General features: G+C 62.2%; 14 protein-coding genes and 2 tRNA genes. 6 read left to right on the top strand and 10 right to left on the bottom strand.

The annotated features are described in order from the left end of the window. Nucleotides 1–4: 4 nt before the first annotated feature. The 9 genes from JI748_RS07590 to JI748_RS07550 form a co-directional block, all read right to left on the bottom strand. Nucleotides 5–1,054 (bottom strand): cysteine synthase A, encoded by a 1,050-nt coding sequence (locus JI748_RS07590; RefSeq protein WP_201636514.1) that lies wholly within the window; start codon nucleotides 1,052–1,054, stop codon nucleotides 5–7. Nucleotides 1,055–1,326: 272 nt separating this feature from the next. After that, the gene (locus JI748_RS07585; protein ID WP_201636512.1) at nucleotides 1,327–2,724 is read right to left on the bottom strand and encodes a cryptochrome/photolyase family protein; all 1,398 of its coding nucleotides are present in this window, start codon (nucleotides 2,722–2,724) and stop codon (nucleotides 1,327–1,329) included. Between the two features lie 57 nt (nucleotides 2,725–2,781). Next, nucleotides 2,782–3,231, bottom strand: coding sequence for an SRPBCC family protein (locus tag JI748_RS07580; RefSeq protein WP_201636510.1), 450 nt, complete (start codon nucleotides 3,229–3,231; stop codon nucleotides 2,782–2,784). Then, complete coding sequence (locus JI748_RS07575) at nucleotides 3,228–4,448, bottom strand: MFS transporter (RefSeq protein ID WP_201636508.1); 1,221 nt, start codon at nucleotides 4,446–4,448, stop codon at nucleotides 3,228–3,230. The genes JI748_RS07580 and JI748_RS07575 overlap by 4 nt, the downstream gene beginning before the upstream one ends. 86 nt (nucleotides 4,449–4,534) lie before the next feature. Then, a tRNA-Asn gene (locus tag JI748_RS07570) sits at nucleotides 4,535–4,610 on the bottom strand. Between the two features lie 93 nt (nucleotides 4,611–4,703). Beyond that, a complete protein-coding gene (gene mobA, locus JI748_RS07565) occupies nucleotides 4,704–5,273 on the bottom strand; it encodes a molybdenum cofactor guanylyltransferase (protein WP_201636506.1) in 570 nt (189 codons plus the stop codon). Next, nucleotides 5,270–6,457 carry a benzoate/H(+) symporter BenE family transporter gene (locus JI748_RS07560; RefSeq protein WP_233280633.1) on the bottom strand — a complete coding sequence of 396 codons (1,188 nt, stop codon included), beginning with the start codon at nucleotides 6,455–6,457 and terminating at the stop codon, nucleotides 5,270–5,272. The genes mobA and JI748_RS07560 overlap by 4 nt, the downstream gene beginning before the upstream one ends. An 86-nt stretch (nucleotides 6,458–6,543) precedes the next feature. Then, nucleotides 6,544–6,617 (bottom strand) — tRNA-Cys (locus JI748_RS07555). A 71-nt stretch (nucleotides 6,618–6,688) separates the two neighbouring features. Beyond that, nucleotides 6,689–6,838 (bottom strand): hypothetical protein, encoded by a 150-nt coding sequence (locus JI748_RS07550; RefSeq protein WP_201636504.1) that lies wholly within the window; start codon nucleotides 6,836–6,838, stop codon nucleotides 6,689–6,691. Nucleotides 6,839–6,921: 83 nt separating this feature from the next. Between JI748_RS07550 and JI748_RS07545 the strand changes: the two genes are divergently transcribed. From JI748_RS07545 to JI748_RS07520, 6 genes are all read left to right on the top strand, one after another. Continuing rightward, nucleotides 6,922–7,092, top strand: a complete 171-nt coding sequence (locus JI748_RS07545; protein ID WP_201636502.1) for a hypothetical protein — start codon at nucleotides 6,922–6,924, stop codon at nucleotides 7,090–7,092. A gap of 29 nt (nucleotides 7,093–7,121) precedes the next feature. After that, nucleotides 7,122–7,838: a protein-L-isoaspartate O-methyltransferase family protein gene (locus JI748_RS07540; RefSeq protein WP_201636500.1), complete on the top strand. Its 717-nt coding sequence runs from the start codon at nucleotides 7,122–7,124 to the stop codon at nucleotides 7,836–7,838. A gap of 126 nt (nucleotides 7,839–7,964) precedes the next feature. Then, the gene (locus JI748_RS07535) at nucleotides 7,965–9,356 is read left to right on the top strand and encodes a TolC family outer membrane protein (RefSeq protein WP_201636498.1); all 1,392 of its coding nucleotides are present in this window, start codon (nucleotides 7,965–7,967) and stop codon (nucleotides 9,354–9,356) included. A gap of 188 nt (nucleotides 9,357–9,544) precedes the next feature. Further along, complete coding sequence (locus JI748_RS17535; RefSeq protein ID WP_201636496.1) at nucleotides 9,545–10,252, top strand: DUF2497 domain-containing protein; 708 nt, start codon at nucleotides 9,545–9,547, stop codon at nucleotides 10,250–10,252. 387 nt (nucleotides 10,253–10,639) lie between these two features. Continuing rightward, on the top strand, nucleotides 10,640–13,393 hold the full coding sequence (locus JI748_RS07525; RefSeq protein ID WP_201636494.1) for a valine--tRNA ligase: 2,754 nt from the start codon (nucleotides 10,640–10,642) through the stop codon (nucleotides 13,391–13,393). Between the two features lie 3 nt (nucleotides 13,394–13,396). Beyond that, the gene (locus tag JI748_RS07520) at nucleotides 13,397–14,404 is read left to right on the top strand and encodes a CorA family divalent cation transporter (protein WP_201636492.1); all 1,008 of its coding nucleotides are present in this window, start codon (nucleotides 13,397–13,399) and stop codon (nucleotides 14,402–14,404) included. On the opposite strand, the gene JI748_RS07515 is transcribed toward JI748_RS07520, so the two are convergent. Next, nucleotides 14,401–16,203 carry an ABC transporter ATP-binding protein gene (locus tag JI748_RS07515; RefSeq protein WP_201636490.1) on the bottom strand — a complete coding sequence of 601 codons (1,803 nt, stop codon included), beginning with the start codon at nucleotides 16,201–16,203 and terminating at the stop codon, nucleotides 14,401–14,403. The two genes, JI748_RS07520 and JI748_RS07515, sit on opposite strands and share 4 nt — an antisense overlap. Between the last annotated feature and the right edge of the window lie 77 nt (nucleotides 16,204–16,280).

Genomic DNA, 16,280 nt, shown 5'->3' with positions numbered 1-16,280 from the left:
GCTCTTAGGCGGGCTCGGCTTCCATGACGCTCGAAATATCGATCGGCGTCCGCCCCTCGAGCCAGCCCGGCACCGGCAGGTCCTTGGAGCGCAAAAATTCAGGATTATAAATCTTGCTGGCGTAGCGATTGCCATAGTCGCAGAGGATCGTGACGATGGTCTTGCCCGGCCCCAGATCCTGCGCCAGGCGCACGGCACCCGCGATGTTGATGGCGCTCGAGCCACCAAGGCAAAGTCCCTCGTTTTCCAGCAGGTCGAAAATATAGGGCAGGGCTTCCGCGTCAGAGATTCGGTAGGGATGGTCTATCACCAAACCCTCGAGATTGGCGGTAATGCGCCCCTGGCCGATGCCCTCGGTGATCGAATTGCCGGCAGATTTCAGCTCGCCATGCGCATAATACTCGTAAAGCGCTGCGCCTTCCGGATCGGCCAGCCCGATCTTGACGTCCTTGCTGCGCGACCGCAGCGCTTCGGCCACGCCGGCCAGCGTCCCGCCAGAGCCGACGGAACAAATGAACCCGTCGATCCTGCCATTGGTCTGGCTCCAGATTTCCGGCCCGGTCGTCTCGATATGCGCGCGCCGGTTCGAGACATTGTCGAACTGATTGGCCCAAACAGCGCCATTCGGCAGCTCGCGATTGAGCTTTTCCGCCAGCCGCTGCGATACCTTGATGTAATTGTTAGGGTTCTTGTAGGGTTTGGCCGGCACCTCGATCAGCTCGGCCCCGTAAAGCCTCAGCGCGTCCTTTTTCTCCTGGCTCTGCGTCTCGGGAATGACGATCACCGATTTAAAGCCAAGCGCATTGGCCACCAGCGTTAGCCCGATACCGGTATTGCCGGCGGTCCCCTCGACGATCGTGCCACCCGGCTTCAGCGCGCCCGATTTCACCGCATCATGGATGATGAACAGCGCCGCCCGATCTTTGACCGATTGCCCCGGGTTCAAAAACTCGGCCTTCCCCCAGATGTCGCAGCCCGTCAGCGTCGAAACGCGGTTGAGGCGGATCAGCGGCGTATTGCCGATGGCGGAAAGGAGATCTTGATGGTTGGCCATGGATCGATTTGTTGGGTGGATCAGAGACTTACCGTAGGAGCGTGCGGCGTCTGCGGCAAGGACTGAGAGCACGGGTGAGGCAGGCATTTCTCGTGGGAAATGTTTGACGCAACGCACGGTTGCGTGGGCCCCTTCTCGAAGAACAAAGTTCTCCGATGATGCCCCTGAGACATCATGGTGAGGAGCGCAGCGTCTCGAACCACGAGTTCGGGCTCACCCAGACCCTGCCACGACCTCGTCCTTCGACAGGCTCAGGATGAGGTCTACTGGAGCTACAAGGCCTTTGCAGCCTCGAGAGCTCGTTCCCGCGTTTCCTTCAAATCCACGATCGGCTCGGGATAGGTCTCGCCGACCTTGACGCCGGCCTTCGCCAGCACATCCTTTGGCGCCGCCCAAGGCTGCTGAACATGCTTGTCCGGCAGTTCAGACAGCTCGGGCACCCAGCGCCGCACATAGTCGCCATCCGCATCGAACCGTTCGCCTTGCGTTACCGGGTTGAAGATGCGGAAGAAGGGCGAGGCATCCATGCCGCTCCCCGCCACCCACTGCCAATTGCCCGGATTGTTGGCGATATCGCCATCGCAAAGGCAGTCCCAGAACCACTCTTCGCCGACCCGCCAATCGATCAGCAGGTTCTTGCACAGGAACGACGCCGTCAGCATCCGCACCCGGTTTTCCATGTAGCCGGTTTCCCAAAGCTCGCGCATGCCTGCATCGACCATTGGAATGCCGGTGCGCCCGCGCTTCCAGGCTTCGAGCTGCTCCGGTGCGTCCCGCCACTTCATGCCTTCGTATTTGGGATGCATGGCGACGCGAACGATGTCGTCGCGGTGATAAAGCTGATGATAGTTGAAGTCGCGCCAGGCGAGCTCAGACAGGAACTTGTTGATCCGCTCGGTCTGCGCGTGATGCGCATGTGCAAAGGCCTTTGCAGCATGCCAGATCTGCCGCGGACTGATTTCGCCATGCCGTAGATGCGGCGACAGGTGCGAAGTCGCGGCAAGGGCCGGAAAGTCGCGCCCCTGCGGATAGTCCGTCAGTCGCTCGTCGAAGAAGGCGGCGAGTTTGTCCTGCGCCGCGATCTCGCCAATGGTCCAGTAAGGCGCAAACTTCTTGGCCCATTTAGGCTCGCGATAGTTCTCGTCGACCCTTTTGTGCCGCACGGCCTTGCCCTTCGGAGCAGGCAACGGCTCGGCAATGTCCAGAGCCCGCAAGTTCTTCCAGAACGGCCCATAGACCGAATACGATTTTCCCGTGCCGGTCGCGATGTCCCAAGGCTCGACCAGCACATTGCCGGGATGCGACTCGACCGCAATCTCCTCGCCCAACCGCTCTTTGATGTGCGAGTCCAGCGCGCGTTCGGCGGGATGGTAGCGCCGGTTCCAGTGCAGCGACGTGGCGCCAATGTCCTTGAGCACGCGCCGCAGCACGGTTTCGGCCTTACCTTTCTCGACCAGCAAATGCACGCCGATCCCGGCCAGCCGCTCGGACAGGTCCGTCAGGCTGCGATTGAACCACCACCGCGCCGCCCCACCGGGTGCGCGAATTCCCTCGTCCGTTTCGAAGATGAAGACCGCCGTGACATCATCGGCCTCCTTGAAGGCCGCGACGAGGGCAGGGTTGTCGGAAAGGCGCAAATCGTTGCGAAGCCAGACAAGGGCTTTGGACACAAGGCGAACTCCGGAACCATCGGGAGCAATACGCGCGCGATGGCGATCCGGTTCAGACTATTCCATCAGCTCGGCGAGCTGTTCCAGCGCCGAACTCCACGCTTCCATTGAGAAGATGCGCGTCTGCGCATCGGCATGAGCCAGGCCCCGCTCGGTCAGGGTGATATTGGTCGTGTCCTTGCCCAGCGCCTGGAAGACGATGTCGAGCACGAAGATCAGCTCCTCGTCCTCATCCTTGTGCACCCAGGACAGAACCAGCCGCTCGTCCTCGACGAATTGCAGCACCTCGCCCGAAACCTCGTGATCGGCCTCGTCGTCCTCATCGGCAAAGGTCACGAAGCGATAGCTGCCGCCTTCGAAGGCATCGAACTCGGCCTCGTCCACCTGCCACTGCTCGATCAGCGCCGGATCAGTCCAGGCCGAGAACACGTCCGAGACATTCGCTTCAATCTTGCGCGTCAGCGTGATCTGGCTTTCGCCATCGCCGAAAAGCGTGTCGTCATTCATGCGGTTTTCCTTTCCGGATGAAGTTCAGCCGTCTTTGGAAGCAAGATGGTGAGAATGCCCAGGGCTGGCAAGAAGGCGCAGATCTGGAACACCGCGATCATGCCGATCCAGTCGGCCAAAGCACCCATCACCGCCGCACCGAGCGCGCCAATGCCGAACGCAAAGCCGAAGACGAAGCCTGCGATCATCCCGACTTTGCCCGGCACCAGTTCCTGAGCATAGACCACCATGGCCGAAAAGGCCGAGCTCAGGATCAGCCCAATCATGATGCTCATCACCGCGGTCCAGAAAAGATCGAGGTAAGGCAGGGCCAGGGTAAAGGGCAGGGCGCCCAGGATCGACACCCAGATCACCGCAAGGCGGCCATAGCGATCCCCGATCGGTCCACCGAAGAACGTGCCGGCTGCCACGGAGCCCAGGAAGGCAAAGAGATAATATTGCGCCTCGGTCGCCGAAAGCCCGAACTTTTCGATTAGGAAAAAAGCGTAATAGCTCTTGAGGCCCTCAATATAGATGAACTTGCTAAGCAGCAGCATGCCGATCACGGCAAAGGCCACGATCAGCCTCTGCCGGCTCAGCGCCGGCTTTGCCACCGGCACTCTGGGCCGGCTAGCCGCCTGCCGCTGGTGTTCGACAAACCACTGCCCGACCCACGTCAGAAGGGCGAACCCCACTACGGCAACCGCGAGAAACCAGAAGACGCTGCCCTGACCCATGGGCAGAAGGATCAATGCGGCCGCCAGCGGGCCCAAGGCAGTGCCGGCATTGCCGCCCACCTGGAACAGCGATTGCGCAAAGCCAAGCCGCCCGCCCGATGCCATTCGCGCCACGCGCGATGCCTCGGGGTGGAACAGCGCCGAGCCCGTTCCCATGACGACCGCCGCCAGGAACAACAACCAGAAGCCGTTTGCCGCTGCCAGCATGGCGACACCTGCCGCGACGATCCCCATAGACAGCGCCAGCCAATATGGCTTGGGCTTGAGGTCACCGGAGAGCCCAAAGGCCGGCTGCAGCACGCAAGCCGTGATCTGCTGCCCCAGCGTCAGCATGCCGATCTGGAAATAGGAAAGCCCGTAGGTTTCCCGCAGCATCGGATAAAGCGCCGGCAGCAGAAATTGAAGCAGGTCATTAAGCAGATGCGCGCCACTGACGGCCAGGATGATGGACAGGGCAGTGCGCTGCGCGTCATGCGCGGAAGAGGCTACGGTGCTGGTCATGGGAAAGACTTCAAGAACGGACTTCGGTCCGTCCTACTCCGATGCCCCAAGAAGGGCAATCGCGCTTTATCGCTTGTGGGGAAGGTTGGCTCCGCGAGCTGGACTCGAACCAGCGACCATTCGATTAACAGTCGAACGCTCTACCAACTGAGCTATCGCGGAACACTTCTTGCGCCCCGTTTCCGAGGGCGAGGTCCGTGTACCCAAACTGATCCGCTTTGCCAAGCCCCGAATGCAAGTCTTGTGAATAACTTGTCATTCAGCCCGCCGGGCGAGGGTCACGAGATCGGCAAGGGTGTTCAGATTGGCGAAGGGGTTTTGGTCTGTTTCCCAACGAACAGCCTGGGCATGGAGCGCCGCCTGCAGTCTTTTCGGACTGCCCAATTCTGCTAGTCGCTCCGGCAGGGTGGCGATGGCACCGAACCGGTAAGCAGCGTTGGTCGGATACACTTCGTCGCCCCAGATGGCATAGGCAGCCAAATTGAACGCCAAGCCGCCGATAAGTTTATGGGCGAAATCAGCGGGCAGGAACGGCGTGTCCACCGCCGCTGAGATCAACACATCATCGGAAGACGCTTTGTCGCGGAGATAAAGCACAGCTGCCGCTAGACCTGCCAGTGGCCCCCCAACGGGTCCAGGACCATCTGAAACACAGGTGTACTTCGAGTAAGACCTACCGTGCCCGGTCGAAATCAGCACGTCCGTCGGCAAGCGCTCCATCACCCGCTCAAGCAGGCTCCGCCCGCCCAGCCGTATCTCCGCCTTGCGGACGTCGCCGAGGCGACTGCCTTGGCCGCCCGCCAGCACAACCGCATAGATGGTCATGACGCCTTGCGCTCGCGCAGCATCAAAAGAAGCACAATGCCGCCCACCAGCCCCCAGAACGGCGCTCCCACTCCCACGATAGTGATTCCCGAAGCCGTCGCGACAAAGGTCAAAATGGCCGGCAATCGCACCTGTTCATCCGCCAAGGCTGCCGCCAGAGATGTCGCCAGACTTGAAAACAGGGCGAGCCCCGCAACCGCCTGGATCAACAGCGGCGGCGACGCAGCAATGAATGCCGCTGCCGCACTCGCCGCCAGCCCAAGAACGAAATAGGCAAATCCTGCCGCGACCGGCGCGGGCCAGCGCCTGCCGGGATCAGGATGTGCCTCGGGTCCAGCGCAGATCGCCGCCGTGATCGCCGCCAGATTGCTGGTATGTCCGCCAAAGAACGCCGTCGCGGCGCTTGCGGCACCGGTCAAGGCAAAGATCGGGCGCGTCTCGAGCATAAATCCATTGGCCCGCATCACCGCAAGCCCCGGCAGGTTCTGCGATGCCATGGTGACCACATAAAATGGCAGCCCAATCCGGATGATGGCATCGAGCGTGAATGCCGGCACAACCGGCATCAGCGTCGGCCACGCCCCATCAAATGTCCCGGCAGGCAGATGCGTCGTTGCCGCCAGGATGATCCCGGTCACAACCACGGCGATCGGCACCGCATAGCGGCGTGCAAAACGCAGTCCCAGCGCCCAGGCCGCAAGGATCGGCAGTGCCAGGGTCGGCATCTCCGCCACTGCGGTGATCGGCGCCAGGCACAGGCTCAAGAGCATTCCCGCCAACATGGCATTCGCCAGCGCGGCCGGAATTGCCGCGATCGCTCGCGCCAGAGGCCCGATAAACGCCGTGAGAAAGATCAGACCCGCGCACACGAGGAAGGCACCAGCAACGGCGGGAAACCCACCTACCGGTTCGCCCACGGTGAGGAGAAAAGCCACGCCCGGGGTCGACCAGGCAAAGCTCACCGGAATGCGCCTCTGCCAGGCGACCACGATGTTGAGGATGCCGATGGCGATGCAGACCGAAAACAGTCCCGAGCCCGCCTGCTGCGGCGACGCACCCGCCGCGGTCAGTGCCGCCAGCACCACGGTGAACGTACTGGCATAGCCGACGATTGCGGCAAGTACGCCAGCCATGATGGGCTGGCCAAAGTCGCGCCGGCCAGCGGCGGGAGGAGGGGAGGTCATATCGATTCTCGGAAAAAACCGGGCAGCGAGAAGACGCTAGTCTGCTGGCGGCAAAGCCGCAATCGCTACAACGCTGTCAGGGGAACTGGAGGCCGCGTCCGGAATCGAACCGGAATACACGGATTTGCAATCCGCTGCGTAACCACTCCGCCACGCGGCCTCTGGCGCCAGTACGTATTTGACGCCTCGCCCTTATGCAAGGGGGCGGTTAACCGAGCTTGAACAATCCCACTAGTCCGGACCAACATCGCTTTCGGCGTCGGTGTCGTCGGGCAGCGATCCCGTCCCAGGCGTCTTATCGTTGTCCGTCAGCTCTGGCGTCTCGTGCGGGCCTGCCGGTGGTAGCTTTTCGTCGTGCTGGTCTTTGTCTTTGTCCGGCATCGCCAAACCCTCTTTGCTGTTCTTCCAAATGGAACACCAAAGGCCTGCCAGCAGTTGCCAAGATGACAGCGAGGAGTGAACTCATGAGCGCGGACAAGGCGAAATCCACCCCAGCCCCTCTGGAAACCGGTGATGGCAACCAGCAGGACGACAACATCGATGATCTCGGTCGCCGCTACGACGGCGCCCAGCAGGACCAGCCGGTAGAATCGACCAACGGCAAGCCGCACAAGGACGATCAAGCCAAGCGCTGATCCGCGGCTAAGGTGCATAAGCTGTCACCGTGGTTGCCATCGGCAGCCCGGTGGCATATTCACGCCCGGCATATGCTTTTCCGCCGGATGTCTTCTTCATGGTCGATTTTACCACTGCTCGAAGGGCAATGATTGACAGCCAAGTGAGCGCCGCCGGCGTCACCGAGCGCCGTCTCCTTGCCAGCATGGGGCGCCTGCCGCGCGAAATTTTTGTCCCCGAAGATCGACGCGGCCTCGCCTATATCGACGACCTCCACGCTCTCGGGAACGGTCGCTTCCTGCCGTCGCCAGCCATCTTCGCGCGCCTGGCGCAACTCGCAGACGTTAAAGAGACCGACCGCGTGCTCGAGCTTGGCGCAGGCACCGGCTATGGCACTGCCGTCCTTGCATCGCTGGCCCATCATGTCACGGGTCTTGAAACCGATACCAACTTGGCCGATCAAGCCCGCGCCAATCTGGCCGCGCTCGCTGTTCTCAACGCGGCCATCGTCAGTGGCACTGTCGATGACCTCGCTGAACAGCGCTTCGACGTTATCCTCGTCGAGGGTGCATTGGAGGCTGAGCCCGCCGATCTTCTCACCAGACTTAGTCCCAACGGCCGCCTCGTGACGCTGATTCGCCGCGGTCGCGTCGCCGTCGCGCACCGGTATCGTCCCGGCCGCGATGGGTTTAAGAAAGAAACACACTTCGATGCGACACTGCCTGCGCTTTTTCCTGTGGCGCACGCGGAAGAGTTCGTATTCTAGCGGTTATTTGTTGCGGTTGGGCCACAACGCGGCAGGACCGAAGAGTTAAAGTTAGTTAGGATTGCCTGCGTCGATTGTATACCCCATGTGCTGGGCGTAACTATTGCGGGCTCCGGAGGCGGGTAAATGATGTTTCGCACTATTCTGAGCGCCAGCGCGTTCGCCTTGCTTATAGCGACCTCGGTCGGCTCGGCCCAGGCGCAGTCTCTCTCCCAGGCCCTGGCGGCTGCCTATGAACACGCCCCCGAGCTTCAGTCGGCTCTTCTCGATGCCAAGGCTTCAGCCGAAAACATCGTCCAGGCCAAGTCGCGCAAGCTGCCGACGATCGGCGCCAGCATCGGCGGCACGCAGAGCATCACCTCGGCAAGCGGGCAGGCCCTGCTTCTGGGCAGCAACCCGGTGACCAATAGCCAGCTCAATGCTGGTCTTTCCTACAATCAGACGATTTTCGACAACTTCCAGACCGAAGCGCAGATCGAACAGGCCCGCGCCAGTGCCGAAGCGGCCGAATACCAGCTCCGCAACACCGAGCAGAACGTGCTGCTCAATGTTGTCCAGGCCTATATGGCTGTTCTGAGCGGGCGCGAGCTCCTGTCCTTGCGTCAGGCCAATGTCGATTTCTTCCGCGCTCAGTTGCAGTCGGCGCAGGATCGACTGGATGTGGGTGAGGGCACGCGCATCGATGTGGCGCAAGCCCAGGCGCGCCTCGCCCAAGGCCAGGCAGCCTATCAGGCCGCGGTCGGCTCGCTGGAAACGAGCCAGGCGACGTTTCAGCGCTATGTCGGCTCCCGTCCGCAGAGTCTCAGCACCTCGCACAATTATGCAAACCTGATCCCGCGCAGCCTTGAAGGCGCCCTAGGTGAAGCAGAGATCGGCCATCCCGCTATTCTTCTTGCCAAGGCCGGGATCCGGGCGGCGCAGGCGGGCAGTGATGCGGCAAGCGCCGCCTTCGGTCCGACAGCTTCCATCAATGGCCAGGTGGGCGGCAGCTGGAGCCAGGGCAATCGCAGCGTCAATGGCGGCACCGGTAGTCTTTCAGCCCAGCTGGGCTTCCAGATCAATATTCCAATCTATGCGGGCGGCGCGCTCGGTTCCGGCGTGCGCCAGGCCAATCTCCAGCAGATCGGCGCCGAGGTGGACGCCATGTCCGCCTATGACCAGATCCGCGAGGCGGTGATCTCCGCCTGGTCCGGTATCCAGAGTGCCGATGCCCAGATCCAGGCGGCCCAGGCTGCCGTGTCCTCCAGCAATACCGTGCTGGAAGGGGTGATCCAGGAGCGAGACCTCGGCACCCGCACCACGCTCGATGTGCTCAATTCCCAGGCCGATCTCACCAGTTCGCGTGAGGCGCTGATCAATGCGTCCAGCAACAAGATCGTCGCGACCTTCTCGCTTCTGAGCGCAATGGGCCGGCTTACGGCGCAGGATCTTGCCCTTCCGGTCGAGGTCAAGACCGCCGTTCCCTATACCCAGGCTGTTGAAGACGTCTGGCAGGAACTGCGCACCGTCGCCGAGTAGGCGCCGAACAAAAACGCAATCCCTTGTGGCCGGGCATGTCCCGGCCACAACTTTTCGTGGAAGACCTGCAAGTCGGGCCTTGGGGCGATTCCTTATTGGGGCGGGTGCCGCTAAGCTTGTGTTTACGAATCAGGCAGTGCGTTTGCGGACGCTCCTGCCTCAGTCGGGCGCATGAGTAAGAGGCACTGATGAACAAGCCGGCCCCCAAAGAACCGTCCATGGATGAGATCCTGTCGTCCATCCGGCAGATCATTGCAGACGATGACGCGGCCGGCACGCCGCGCCGGCCGTCCGTTCAGGCCGCTCCTCCGCCGATGCAGGCCGCCCCGGCTCGCGTCGCCACTGTCGACAACCGCGACCTTTCCGACATGCTCGACGACATCGAGCCCCTGACCCTGTCGCCCTCGCAGATCGTCGAGGAAGGCAATGGCGGTCTGAGCTTTGAGGCCTTGCTTGCCGATACCGAAACCGAAGATCCCGGCCTGCAGCTGGTAGAGGCCGAGGACATCGGCTTCGACCCCGATGACGATCTGCCCAGTTTTGATCCGGCCCCGACCCGCGAGCCCGAACCCGTTCGTGCGCCGCAGCCACAGCCCGAAGTCATCGCCTTCCGCCCGCAGCCCGAGCCGGTAATCGCCAAGCCCGCGCCGCTCCCAGATCCGACCCTCACCTCGGACATGGCTTCCGAACTGCTCGAACCCGCGACCCGCGCCGCCGTCCGTGGTTCCATCGGCAAGCTCAACGCCTTGGGCCTCGGCAATCCGGGCGTCACCATCGAGTCCATGATGCGCGACATGCTCCGCCCCATGCTCAAGGAATGGCTCGACGAAAACCTTCCATCCGTGGTCGAGCGCATGGTGGAAAAAGAAATCTCGCGAGTCGCGCGCGGCGAATAATCCGGGGCCTGCCTCTATGCCGCAGGGTAAGAGGCACCCCCTTCCGAGCGCCGCTAGGCTCGTTCCTCGCCAAGCTCTGCTTGCCTTGCCCTCTGAGGGGGAAGGTGGGCATCGAGTACTGTGGACGAAAGCTGCCAAACGCGCCGCGTTTACCTTCCCCCTTGAGGGGAAGGCAAGCGAAGCTTAGCCGAAGGGCTTAGCGTAGCTCGGAAGGGGGTGTCAGCAGCTCCGCATACTCATTTCCTGCTCCAACCACAGTATCTGCAGGCATAGCGGCACTGGCGCACGCCACCATTGACCCCGTCCCCCGCATTTGCTTGAAGTCTCAGCACCTTTTCAGCCCGCCACCGCACCAGCCTGGCGGGTCTATGCCGTTGCGAGTGCCCCATGCTTGAAAAAACCTACGAACCCGCCGCCGTTGAGAGCCGCATCTATGACGCCTGGCTTGACGCCAAGGCTTTTGCGGCTGGGGCAGGGGCCAAGCCGGGCGCCGAGACCTTCACCATCGTCATTCCGCCGCCCAACGTCACGGGCTCGCTCCACATCGGCCACGCGCTCAACAACACCATCCAGGACATCCTCGTCCGCTTCAATCGCATGCTCAAAAAGGACGTGCTCTGGCAGCCCGGCACCGACCATGCCGGCATTGCGACGCAGATGATCGTCGAGCGCCAGCTTGCCGAAAAACAGCTCAACCGCCGCGACATGGGCCGCGAAGCTTTCATCGAACGCGTCTGGGAGTGGAAGGGCGAGTCGGGCGGCACCATCATGAACCAGCTCAAGCGCCTTGGCGCTTCGGCTGATTTTTCCCGCGAAAAGTTCACCATGGGCGAGGCCGGCCAGCCCGATGACCAGATGGTCCGCGCCGTCACCAAGGTTTTCGTCGAGCTGCACAAGCGCGGCTTGATCTATCGCGCCAAGCGCCTCGTCAACTGGCACCCGGGCCTCGAAACCGCGATCTCCGACCTCGAAGTCGAAAATATCGAGATCAAAGGCCACATGTGGCACCTGCGCTACCCGCTGGCCGATGGCGTGACCTACGACTTCCCGATTGTGGATGAAGAAGGCAACGTCACCGGGACGGAAAAGCGCGACTACATCATCGTCGCCACCACTCGCCCCGAAACCATGCTGGGTGACGTCGCCGTCGCCGTCCATCCGGAAGACGAGCGTTACGCGTCCCTCGTCGGAAAATTCGTCGAGCTGCCTCTGGTCGGCCGCCGCATTCCCATCGTCGCCGACGACTATGCCGATCCGGCCTTGGGCACCGGCGCCGTCAAGATCACTCCGGCGCACGATTTCAACGACTTCGAAGTCGGTGCTCGCGCCGGCGTCGAGCCGATCAACGTCTTCACCACCCGCGGCGCCATCGTCAGCGACGACTTTGTGCCCGCGAAATACCGCGGCATGGATCGCTTCGATGCCCGCAAGGCCATCGTCGCCGACCTGACTGCACTCGCCGAGGAAGACCCGCTCCGCGGCCTCGACCATATCGAAGACAAGAAGATCATGGTCCCGCACGACGAGAAGTCCAAACTCGTCGTGATCGAGCCTTTTCTGACCGACCAGTGGTGGGTCAAGGCCGACGTCCTTGCCCAGCCGGCGCTCGCCGCCGTCCGCGAAGGCCGCACCAAGTTCGTACCGCAGCAATACGAAAACACCTATTTCGCCTGGCTCGAAAACATCAAGCCCTGGTGCATTTCGCGCCAGCTTTGGTGGGGACACCAGATCCCAGCCTGGTACGGCCCGGACAACGAAGCCTTCGTTGCATCGAGCGAAGCGGAAGCGCAAGCCGCCGCCGATGCTCACTATGGCAAGCCGGTCCAGCTGACTCGCGATCCGGACGTCCTCGACACCTGGTTTAGCTCTGCCCTTTGGCCGTTCTCCACCCTGGGATGGCCGGACGACACTGCCGAGCTCAAGCGCTATTACCCGACCGACGTCCTCGTCACCGGCTTCGACATCATCTTCTTCTGGGTCGCCCGCATGATGATGATGGGCCTAGAATTTCTGGAAGAAGAGCCCTTCCACACCGTCTACATGCACGCCCTAGTCCGCGACGAAAAGGGCCAGAAGATGAGCAAGACCAAGGGCAACGTCATCGACCCGCTCAAGCTCGTCGACGAATACGGCGCTGATGCCACCCGCTTCACCCTCGCCGCCATGGCGGCGCAGGGTCGTGACCTAAAACTCTCGATCCAGCGCGTCGAGGGCTACCGCAACTTCGTCACCAAGATCTGGAACGCCGCCCGCTTCCTCGAAATGAACGAAGCCCGCCGCGTCGAAGGCTACGATCCCAAGGCCAACAAGCTGCCGCTCAATCGCTGGATCGTCGGCGCCACCGCTCGCGGCATGGCCGCGGTGCGCGCCGGCATCGAGGACTACAAGTTCAACGAAGCCGCCAACTCGGCCTATGACTTCGTCTGGGGCACCTTCTGCGACTGGTATGTCGAATTCGCCAAGCCGGTCTTCATGGGGACCGACGAAACCGCAAAGACGGAAACCCGCGCCACCGCTGCCTGGGCCCTCGACCAGATCCTCATCATGCTCCACCCCATGATGCCGTTTGTCACCGAAGAGCTCTGGGCCGAGACCGGCAAGTTCGGCGCAGCGCGCGAAAACCTGCTGATCCTCACCGAATGGCCCGACCTTTCCGGCCTCGAAGACGCTGCCGCCGATGCCGAACTCGCTTGGCTGATCGACGTCATCTCCAATGTCCGTTCGGTCCGCGCCGAAATGAACGTCCCCGCCAGCGCCAAGCTGCAGATGGTCGTGACCGGGGCAGGGGAGGATACTTTGGCCCGCCTCGTCGCCGGCACCTCGCTCATCACCCGCCTGGCGCGCCTCGAGGAGATTTCGCCTCAGAACGAAGTGCCCGGCGAGTCGGCGCAGTTCGTCGTCGGAAGCGCCACCTACGCCCTGCCGCTGGCCGGCGTCATCGACATTGCCGTCGAGCGCACGCGACTTGAAAAGGAAGTGACCAAGCTCGACGCCGAAATCGCTCAAATCGACAAGAAACTGGGCAACGAGCAGTTCGTCGCCAAGGCACCCGAGGAAGTCATCGGGGAGCAGAAGGCCCGCCGCGAGGCCGCCGTCGAGCGTCGCGAGAAGATCCTCGAAGCGTTGAAACGCCTGAGCTAAGAAATGGACGAGGCGCCAAGACAGCCAACCGAACGAGCCCTTCGCAACGGGCTTGTCGGCATTGGCGCCGTCCTTATCTTCGATGGTGCCGGCGGAATGCGCCGCTATGAGACCGGCAGCGAACTGCCGATCGTGCCGCCTGCCGGGTTCAAGCTGATCGTCGGCAATTCCAAGGCCCCCGAGTTCAAGCTCTGGCTCCGCGATGAACTGGGCGAATTTAACTCTGGCCTTATCACCGCGCCCACTTCGCGCGCCCGCTGCACGGTTATGGATGATCGCGCGCTCATCATGCTGCGCGTCGTGCGTCCCGGCGCCGCGCCGCACGATGTCGGCCGCCAATTCTTGACGGTCTGGATCGAGCGCCACCGCGTCATCATTGCCTCTGAACTCAATATCCTCGATTTCCTCGGCCTCGCAAAAGTCGACCAGGCCCAGCACGCCCCGGTCTCCCCCGCCGACCTTATCGCCCGCCTGGCCCTGCGTGCCACCGATCGTCTCGAGCCGCTGATCGAAATGCTGGGCGATCGCCTCGACGACATCGAGGAAACGCTGATCACCCACCGCACGGAAAAGGCGCAGGACAATCTCGAACAGCTCCGCCGCACGCTGATCAGCTTCCGCCGTCTTGTTTGGCCACAGCGCGATGCCCTGTCGACGCTCGAGATCGAAAACCTCTCCTTCTTCTCCGATCGTGATCGCCTGCGCCTGCGCGACGCCGCCATGCGCACCGCCCGTATTGGCGACGAACTCCAGGCGCTCTCCGAGCGCGCCGTCCTCGTCCACGAAGAAATCATCGACGACCGCGCCGAGCAGATGAACAAGGCCATGCTGCTGCTCGCCGCCGTCACCGTCGTTTTCTCGCCGCTAACGCTGATCACCGGCCTGCTCGGCATGAACGTCTCCGGCATTCCTCTAGCAGAGCATGGCGCGGCCTTCTGGTTCGTCTGCATCCTCCTTGTGCTGATCGGCGGCGGCATCGCCATGTGGATGCGCAAGTTGCGCTGGTTCTAGATTCGCCCCTGAACGCTGTGCAGCGCGGCATAAACACCGCCGGCCGCCATCAGCGCCTCGTGCTTGCCATCTTCAACGATCCCGTCGTGCGTCAGCACCAGAATGCGATCCGCATGCCGGACGGTGGACAGCCGATGTGCAATGACGATCGTTGTCCGGCCTTTGGCGAGGCCCAGGAGCGCCTGCTGCACCGCCCGCTCGCTCTCGTTGTCGAGCGCGCTGGTTGCTTCGTCAAAGATCAGCACAGGCGGGTTCTTGAGAAAGGCTCTGGCAATGGTCAGCCGCTGCTTCTGCCCGCCAGAGAGTTTCACCCCGCGCTGGCCGATGTCGGTGTTGTAGCCGTCGGGCAGGGCCAAGATGAATTCATGCGCATTCGCTGCCCTTGCAGCCGCAAGAATTTCGTCGTCGCTGGCGTCGAGCCGGCCATAGCGCAGGTTCTCCATCACGGAGCCGCTGAAAAGATACACATCCTGCTGCACGATCCCGACACTGGCGCGCAGGCAGTCGAGCGTCACGTCGCGAACATCGCGCCCGTCCAACAGAACGGCGCCTTCATCGACATCATAGAAGCGCGGAATAAGACTGCAGAGCGTGCTCTTGCCAACGCCGGAGGGACCTACCAGCGCCACGAACTGCCCCGCTTCGATGTCGAGGTCCAGCCCGCTTAGAACACGCGGCGCCCCTTCGTAAGCGAAGCTGACATTGCGGAACCCGATCTGGCCTTGGACCGTGCTGAGCGGCACAGCTCCTGGCCGATCGACAATGTCAGGCTCCTCCTCAAGCAACTCCATCGCCCGGATAAACCCGGTATAGCCCTCCTGCCAGAGCCGGATGAAATTATCGAGCCGCCGCACCGGATCAACCAGCACGCCGACGCACAACAACAGCGTCAGCATGTCGGCCGGCGTGAGATTCGCACTAAGGATGCGGATCGCACCAGCGATAATGACCAGGATCGTCACCAGCTGCGCGAAGCCGTCCATCCCGACCCATAGCAGCGCCTCGCTGCGATATCCCGCCTTGCGGCTTTCCAGAAACCGCTGGTTCTCGGCCTCGAACCGCTGCAGCTCGTCCCTTTCGTTGGCGAAGGACTGGACGACGCGGATGCCGCCCAAGGCATCCTCCACCCGCTCGTTGATCGTGCCGATCCGCTCCTTGCTCGTACGGAGCGCCACATTCATGCGGCGGTTGAAATAGAACGCGTAACCGATTGCAAACGGAACCAAAGCGGTGATCAGCAGCGCTATGACGGGATCGATCATGGTCAGCACCACCGTGGCACCACCGAATTTCAGCACGGCGATGGCGATGTCCTCCGGCCCATGGTGAAAGAGCTCGCCCAGCCACAGCGAGTCATTGGTGATGCGGCTCATCAGCTGCCCGGTGCGCTGCCGGTCATAGAAGCTGAAGCTCAGCTTCTGGCAGTGCTCGAACAGCTCGCGCCGCACCTGCGCCTCGATCCGGGCGCCCATGGCATGGCCCTGGTAGTCGACAAAATAGGTGGCAAGCGCCTGCACCACGAACACGCCCAGCATCACAGCGCCGAGCGCGGCAATGCTTGCCAAAGCGTCCGGTGACTTGGCCAGCTGCGGCAGGCTCGACACAAGATGATTGGCGATAAGCGGCAGCGCGATAGCGGTGCCGGCAACCAGCACGGCACAAGCAAGGTCTGCCGCAAGCAACGGCAAATGCGGCCGGTAGTAGCTCAGAAAGCGCCTAAAGCGTTGTCGCGCAATTGTGCGGGAGAGAAGGGGAGCCTTACGCCGGCTTTGTGCGCGCTCCGGAACGGGAATTTGCATGAACGATCATGTCCTGTTGCGATCCAAAAGGTTTGCTGCTGGATACGATCGTTTTCATCTCGGGCTCCCGCGCCGGT

Origin of the sequence: Devosia rhizoryzae (assembly GCF_016698665.1) — a bacterium.
Taxonomy (GTDB): domain Bacteria; phylum Pseudomonadota; class Alphaproteobacteria; order Rhizobiales; family Devosiaceae; genus Devosia; species Devosia rhizoryzae.
Note: the sequence above shows the minus strand (reverse complement) of the source record. Positions and strands in the feature narration are given on the sequence as shown.